Origin of the sequence: Streptomyces albicerus, assembly GCF_008905045.1 — a bacterium.
GTDB lineage: Bacteria > Actinomycetota > Actinomycetes > Streptomycetales > Streptomycetaceae > Streptomyces > Streptomyces albicerus.
In genome coordinates this window covers 1-5515 of sequence record NZ_VWMY01000167.1, presented here as the reverse complement: position 1 = coordinate 5515, position 5515 = coordinate 1, and the positions used below count along the sequence as shown (strand labels likewise).

Annotated in this window: 6 protein-coding genes and 2 pseudogenes; 5 read left to right on the top strand and 3 right to left on the bottom strand. The window is 69.5% G+C overall.

The annotated features are described in order from the left end of the window. Positions 1-179 precede the first annotated feature (179 nt). From GAS53_RS54345 to GAS53_RS54335, 3 genes and pseudogenes are all read left to right on the top strand, one after another. Positions 180-569, top strand: coding sequence for a BlaI/MecI/CopY family transcriptional regulator (locus tag GAS53_RS54345; protein WP_151485224.1), 390 nt, complete (start codon positions 180-182; stop codon positions 567-569). Between the two features lie 6 nt (positions 570-575). Then, the gene (locus GAS53_RS54340; protein ID WP_151485223.1) at positions 576-1523 is read left to right on the top strand and encodes a M56 family metallopeptidase; all 948 of its coding nucleotides are present in this window, start codon (positions 576-578) and stop codon (positions 1521-1523) included. A 116-nt stretch (positions 1524-1639) separates the two neighbouring features. Continuing rightward, positions 1640-1807, top strand: a pseudogene (locus GAS53_RS54335) (transposase); the annotation flags it as partial. Between the two features lie 37 nt (positions 1808-1844). Here GAS53_RS54335 and GAS53_RS54330 read toward each other — a convergent pair. Continuing rightward, positions 1845-2126 carry a hypothetical protein gene (locus GAS53_RS54330; protein WP_151485222.1) on the bottom strand — a complete coding sequence of 94 codons (282 nt, stop codon included), beginning with the start codon at positions 2124-2126 and terminating at the stop codon, positions 1845-1847. Positions 2127-2489: 363 nt separating this feature from the next. Continuing rightward, entirely contained in the window at positions 2490-3143 is a 654-nt protein-coding gene (locus GAS53_RS54325; protein ID WP_151485221.1) for a DUF1707 SHOCT-like domain-containing protein, read from the bottom strand. Between the two features lie 383 nt (positions 3144-3526). Here GAS53_RS54325 and GAS53_RS54320 point away from each other — a divergent pair, with 383 nt between their 5' ends. Continuing rightward, positions 3527-4909 carry an LCP family protein gene (locus GAS53_RS54320; RefSeq protein WP_192583723.1) on the top strand — a complete coding sequence of 461 codons (1383 nt, stop codon included), beginning with the start codon at positions 3527-3529 and terminating at the stop codon, positions 4907-4909. Positions 4910-5042: 133 nt separating this feature from the next. Next, entirely contained in the window at positions 5043-5231 is a 189-nt protein-coding gene (locus GAS53_RS54315; protein WP_151485220.1) for a hypothetical protein, read from the top strand. A 22-nt stretch (positions 5232-5253) separates the two neighbouring features. Here the strand turns inward: GAS53_RS54315 and GAS53_RS54310 are convergent. Then, positions 5254-5515, bottom strand: a pseudogene (locus GAS53_RS54310) (hypothetical protein); the annotation flags it as partial.

Here is a 5515-nt window from a genome sequence, read left to right as displayed (position 1 = left end):
CCGGATCATCAAGGACAGGGGCAACGAGTCATACCGGCCCCGAAGGCCACGAGCCCCGAACCGGGCTCTACGAAGACGGTAATGGGCAGCGGAGCACCGGTCGCGGCGCGGTGGCCGGCTGTGAGCGTCGATACGATGGACCGCCCGCGAATTCGAGGTCAGCGGAAGGGAGACAGGGCGTGACGGATCAGCGGCAGCGTCCCCGGCGTCGGGGGCAGGGTGAACTGGAGGCGCTCGTCCTGTCGGCCCTGAGTGAGGCGGACGGCCCGGCGAGCGCGGGCTGGGTGCAGGAGCGCCTTGGCGGAGACCTCGCCTACACGACGGTGATCACCATCCTGACCCGGCTGCTGGCCAAGGGCGCGGTGACCCGCGAGCGCGTCGGCCGGTCCTTCGCGTGGACCCCGGCCTCGGATCAGGCGGGCCTGGCCGCGCACAAGATGCGCAAGGTCCTCGACGCCGAAAGCGACCGGGAGGCGGTGCTGGCCAGCTTCGTCACCGGCCTCGGACTGGACGACGAGCGGCTGCTGCGCGAACTGCTGGGTCGAGCCAAGGGTGAAGGGGAAGACTGAAGCCTCATGGGGTTGTTCGTCTTTCTGCCGCTGGTCCTGCCGTTGACGGCGTGGCCGATCGCGCGTCTGGCCGAGCAGCGTCTGCATCCGCGGACCGCCACCCGGCTGCTGACCGGGCTGGCCGTGGTGATGGCGGTGTGCAGCACGGTGTGTCTGGGGCTGCTGATGGTGGTCGGCACCGCGCAGCTGCCCGGCAACCCGTTGCCCGACGGCTGGTCGGATCCCGAGGTGCGCGAGGCGGTGCCGTACGACGAGGTGGCAGGGAAGGCGGCGATTCCGGCGCTGCTCGCGGTGCTGCTCGCGTGCGGCCGCACGCTGTGGCGGCACGGGCGGGTACGCCGCCGCGCCCACCGGGCACTCGCCGGCCTGCCCGGTGCGGAGGTGGCCGTCCTGCCCGACGAGGTGCCGTACGCGTACGCCCTCCCTGGCGGGCGACGGAGCCGGGTCGTACGGAGCCGGGTCGTGGTGACCACCGCTCTGCTGTCCTGCCTCGAACCGGCCGAACGGCGCGCTCTGTTCGCCCACGAGCGCGCCCACCTCGCCGCCCGCCACCACCGGTTCCTGCTCGCCGTGCAGCTGGCCGCGCGCGCTAACCCGTTCCTGCGGCCGTTGCGCACGGCCGTGTCCTACACGGCGGAGCGGTGGGCGGACGAGGAGGCGGCGCGGGCGGTCGGCAGCCGCCGGGTTGTGGCGTGCGCGATCGGCAAGGCGGCCCTGGTCTCCCGCGGCACCCCGGTGCCCACGCTCGCGGGCCTCGCCGCGCCGGGTCCGGTGCCGCGCCGGGTGGCCGCCCTGCTCGGCCCTGCGCCCGCGATGCGCAGCTGGCCGCCGGTGTTCACCAGCGTGGGCCTTGCCGCCTGGGCTGCGGCCGCGGGCACCGCGGTGTCCGCGCTGTCGTCCGCGAACTCCGCCGTGACGATGGTCCTCATCCTGCACGCGGCGACACCCTTGTGAGGACGTGCCTCTGAGCGGGCGCCTTTGTAAGCGGTTGACCGTTCTGTTGTCGCCTGAACGTGTAGGTCTGGGGCGATCGGGCTGGTCGGCGAGCTTGGGCGTGCTCGGGTGGCGGAGTGAGTGAACGCCAGCCGCACCGCAGCGACTTGTCCGACGAGCGGTGGACCTTGACCGAGCCCGTGATCACGACTTGGAAGGCCGCGCATCCTTCGGTCAGCGGCCATCAGGGCAAGTACGCGATGCGAGAGATCGCCAACGCGATCCTGTACCAGTCCCGGACCGGCTCCTTCCGGGGCTGTGCTCGCGTACTCAGGGCGCCGTTCAGCGGGTGACGGCGAACATGAGCAGGACGATGAGGAGCGCCAGGGCGCCGAGGGTGGCGCCGATGAGGGACGGGCCGAAGTTCGTGGCGAGGCCCCGCTCGTTGTTCCAGACCCCCAGCCCTCCTAGGAGGAGAGCGAGGAGCCCGAGGGGCGCGGCGACGAAGTCACCGATGATGGGGATGAAGGAACCCACGAGGGCGACAATGCCCACGGTGAGGGAAGTGTCTCCCGGGCCGTTGCGGGGCACGGCCCCGCGGGGTCCGGCGTCCTGTTGCGGCATGCCGTCCTCTCACGCTGGAATTCCGGTACGCCCCTGAGGGGCCGTCAGCCGTACGGCTGACGGGACGGCGGGGCGTCCCCTCCCCGACAGCCAGTGGGGTGATGAACTGCTGGAGTTGAGCGACCTCTAGTGTGCATTGCAGCCTTTCAACTCCGGTATGCCCACAGCGGAGCTCGCGGCCCTTCGGACCGCATGGCGCATGGCGCATGGCGCATGGTCTCAACAACGTGAGTCTCTGGGCAGTACAGCAGAGAAGTTCAGCAGCAGTGGCGACGTCCCATGGCCGTCAGCGCCCCTCACCATCGTTCTGACCAGCCCAGGAGACCTCAGCGACCGCCCCGCCGGTAGTTCGCATCGATGGAGTCAATCGCCAGCCGGCAGGGACGTGAGCCTGCGCAGCAGCCACTGTCCGAACGTCCGCCGCGCGGGCCGCACCACGACGCGGCCATGCTTCTTCTTACCGACCAACTCCACGCGTAGTGCGATCGGCGTACCAGGGTCCGGAGCCTGACGGATCTTGACCCTGCTGTGTTCCAGTCTCAGGGCATCGGCATCGACCACGATGCCCGGTCTAGTGACCAGCGTCAGAGTCTTGCCGCGCATGTCCACGTCGATCCGCAAGGTGTCCTGCGTGATCACTGCCTGCGTGAAGTCCAGCGTCACCTCGCACCACTCCACTGCAAGCTCCAACCGCCGCGGCACCACCCAGCGCCCCACCCGTTCGACCGCACTGAACCGCTGCTCGATCCGGAGCACATCCTTGACCTCCGCTACGGCCGCGCCGGCCGAGGCCGACACAGGCGGCAGGTCGGCGGTGAGCGGCGTCAGTTCGCTGACGGTCCGCGCCGACAGGGCAGCCTCCAGGCGCTCGTCCAACTCGGCCGCGGTCAGCCGACCGTCCCCCGCCGCGACACGCAGCACGTCCACCACCCGGTCCCGGTCCGCATGAGAGGCCCGCAGTTCGGGCGACGAGCCGGGGCCGGAGCGCTTCCCGGTGGGCGAGATCTCTCCCGACATGCTTCCGTCCTGGTCCTGTCGAACGTCTTCGCGCGACGCAGACAGCGGCGCGACTGGAAGGCTAACGCTATATCGCGACATAGATCCTGGCCAAGCCCGGTCGAGAAGCCTGGAGCGCGCGGCCCTGCCCGGCCGGTTCTGGTCCGCCCGCCGGTCGCGCGCTGCTGGTGCTGCTCACGTGCGCTCCTCCCGCCATCGGTGCCTGCTGGCGCGTTCGGAGGCGGATGCTGTGGGTCCCCGGCTCCGGGAGCGGTGAGACGCACCCGCCTCCCGTCCGTATCTCTACATGAATGTAGAGTTCCGCCGTTCGGTAGGCACGGGCACCGGACACTCATGAGCCACGGACCGGCCGGAGGCGGCCGAGCGGGAGGAAAGGGGCTCCGGTGGGCGGTACGGGACAACGGCGGCGCACTCCGGCCGGGAGCAGCCCGGCGCGGCTGACCCGGCGGGGCCGGATCCTCGCGCGGGCCGCGGCGGCGTTCGCGGTGCTCATCCTCGGCGTGGCCGGGGTCGGCGCCTGGATATACCAGGACCTGGACAACAACATCAACGCCGCCGACCTCGACAACAAACTCGGCGAGGACCGTCCCGTCAACCTCAGCCCGGGCTCGAAGAACATCCTGGTCGTCGGCTCGGACAGCCGCGAGGGGGCCAACGCGAAGTACGGCAAGGACCTGACCACCATGCAGTCGGACACCCTGATGGTGCTGCACGTCCCGGCGAACCGGAAATGGGCGACCGTGGTGTCCTTCCCGCGTGACTCGTGGGTGCAGATACCCGCGTGCGACAAGGGCGACAGCACCACCTCCGCCCCACACCAATCTAAGATCAATGAGGCGTTCGCGATCGGCGGCACCGGCGGCAAGGTCGCCGGAGCCGCCGCCTGCACCATCAAGACGGTCGAGGCCAACACGGGCTTGCGCATCGACCACTTCATGTCCGTCGACTTCCAGGGCTTCAAAGGCATGGTCAACGCCCTCGACGGCATTGAGGTCTGCCCCGAGCAGGCCATCCGCGACGAGAAGGCCCGCCTGGACCTGGAAGCCGGCTGCCAGACCATCAAGGACGAGAAGGCGCTCGGCTACGTACGCGCCCGCTACAGCGTCGGCGACGGCTCCGACCTCGGGCGCATCGGCCGCCAGCAGGAGTTCATGGAGGCGCTGGCCGAGAAGGCGCAGTCCAAGCTGACCAGCCCGAACGCGCTGTACGACTTCCTGCAGTCGGCCACCAAGTCCCTGACCACGGACGAGGACCTGGCCGGCATCAAGCCGCTGTACAGCCTCGCTTCCGAGGTGAAGGGCATCCCGAGCGAGAAGCTGACCTTCCTCACCGTGCCCAACTATCCGCGCGAGGCGGATGTGGCCACCGACAAGGCCAACGTCGCGTGGCAGTACCCGCAGGCCGCCGGCCTGTTCACCTCCCTCGCCAAGGATAAGGAGGTCGACAAGAAGGAACTGCAAGCCGACGTCAAGGACTTGATCTACGCATCCAGCGTGCGCGTCCAGGTCCTCAACGGCACCGGCGTCACGGGGCGCGCGGCCGCCGTCGCCGAGAAGCTCCGCGAGGCCGGCTTCACCGTCGTCGGCACGGGCAACGCCCCGGAGACCACCCGCACCATTGCCACCTATCCGCAGGAGATGGACGAGCAGGCGAAGGTACTCGCTTCGCGGCTGCCCGACGCCTGGGCCACGCAGCAGGCGGACGCCGTCGCGGGCGTGGTGACCCTTGTCATCGGAACCGACCTCGACCCCGACGACATCCGGTGATTCGGCTGGGATGGAGCAGCTCCTCGTTGTCCCTTCGCGGTTCAGGTCGGTCTGTCGCGAGCCAAGCCCTGTACGCGGTGCGCCGTGAAGCAGAAACGGGCGGGCAACTGGATGCCGCAGCAGCGGGCGCGGCGTGACGTCTCGGGCCCTCGCGGCTGCCGGTGACCTGTCCGTCCTGCCCGTCAACGCCGAACACTGCCGCCAGGCAATGGGGCGCGGCACAGGGGATGTCCAGGTGATCGACTTGGGCGGCATGGACCACATCACTTCTGAGCAGCACGCCAGTCCCGCCATGGTGTGTTGGTTCACCACCCTGCTGTAAGAGGCGGCGGGTTCTGGACCCTTCACCGGCGTTGGTACCTGGCCGCCATCGCGTGGAACACCTTCTTCCGTTCCCAGCGGGTTTCGTCGAGCATCCGCACGACGCCGTAGGAGCCGAGGTCGTGGTGCCCGGGCCTGCTGTACCCGGCGAAGGTGAACCAGAGCGCGGTGTCCACGCCTTCCTCCTCGAAGATGTCCACTAGGGCCTGTGTGACGTCGTGATCAATCTTGCCGATCCGGATCCGTCTGGTATGCGGATCCGGTAGAAAGACAATCGTGACGCGC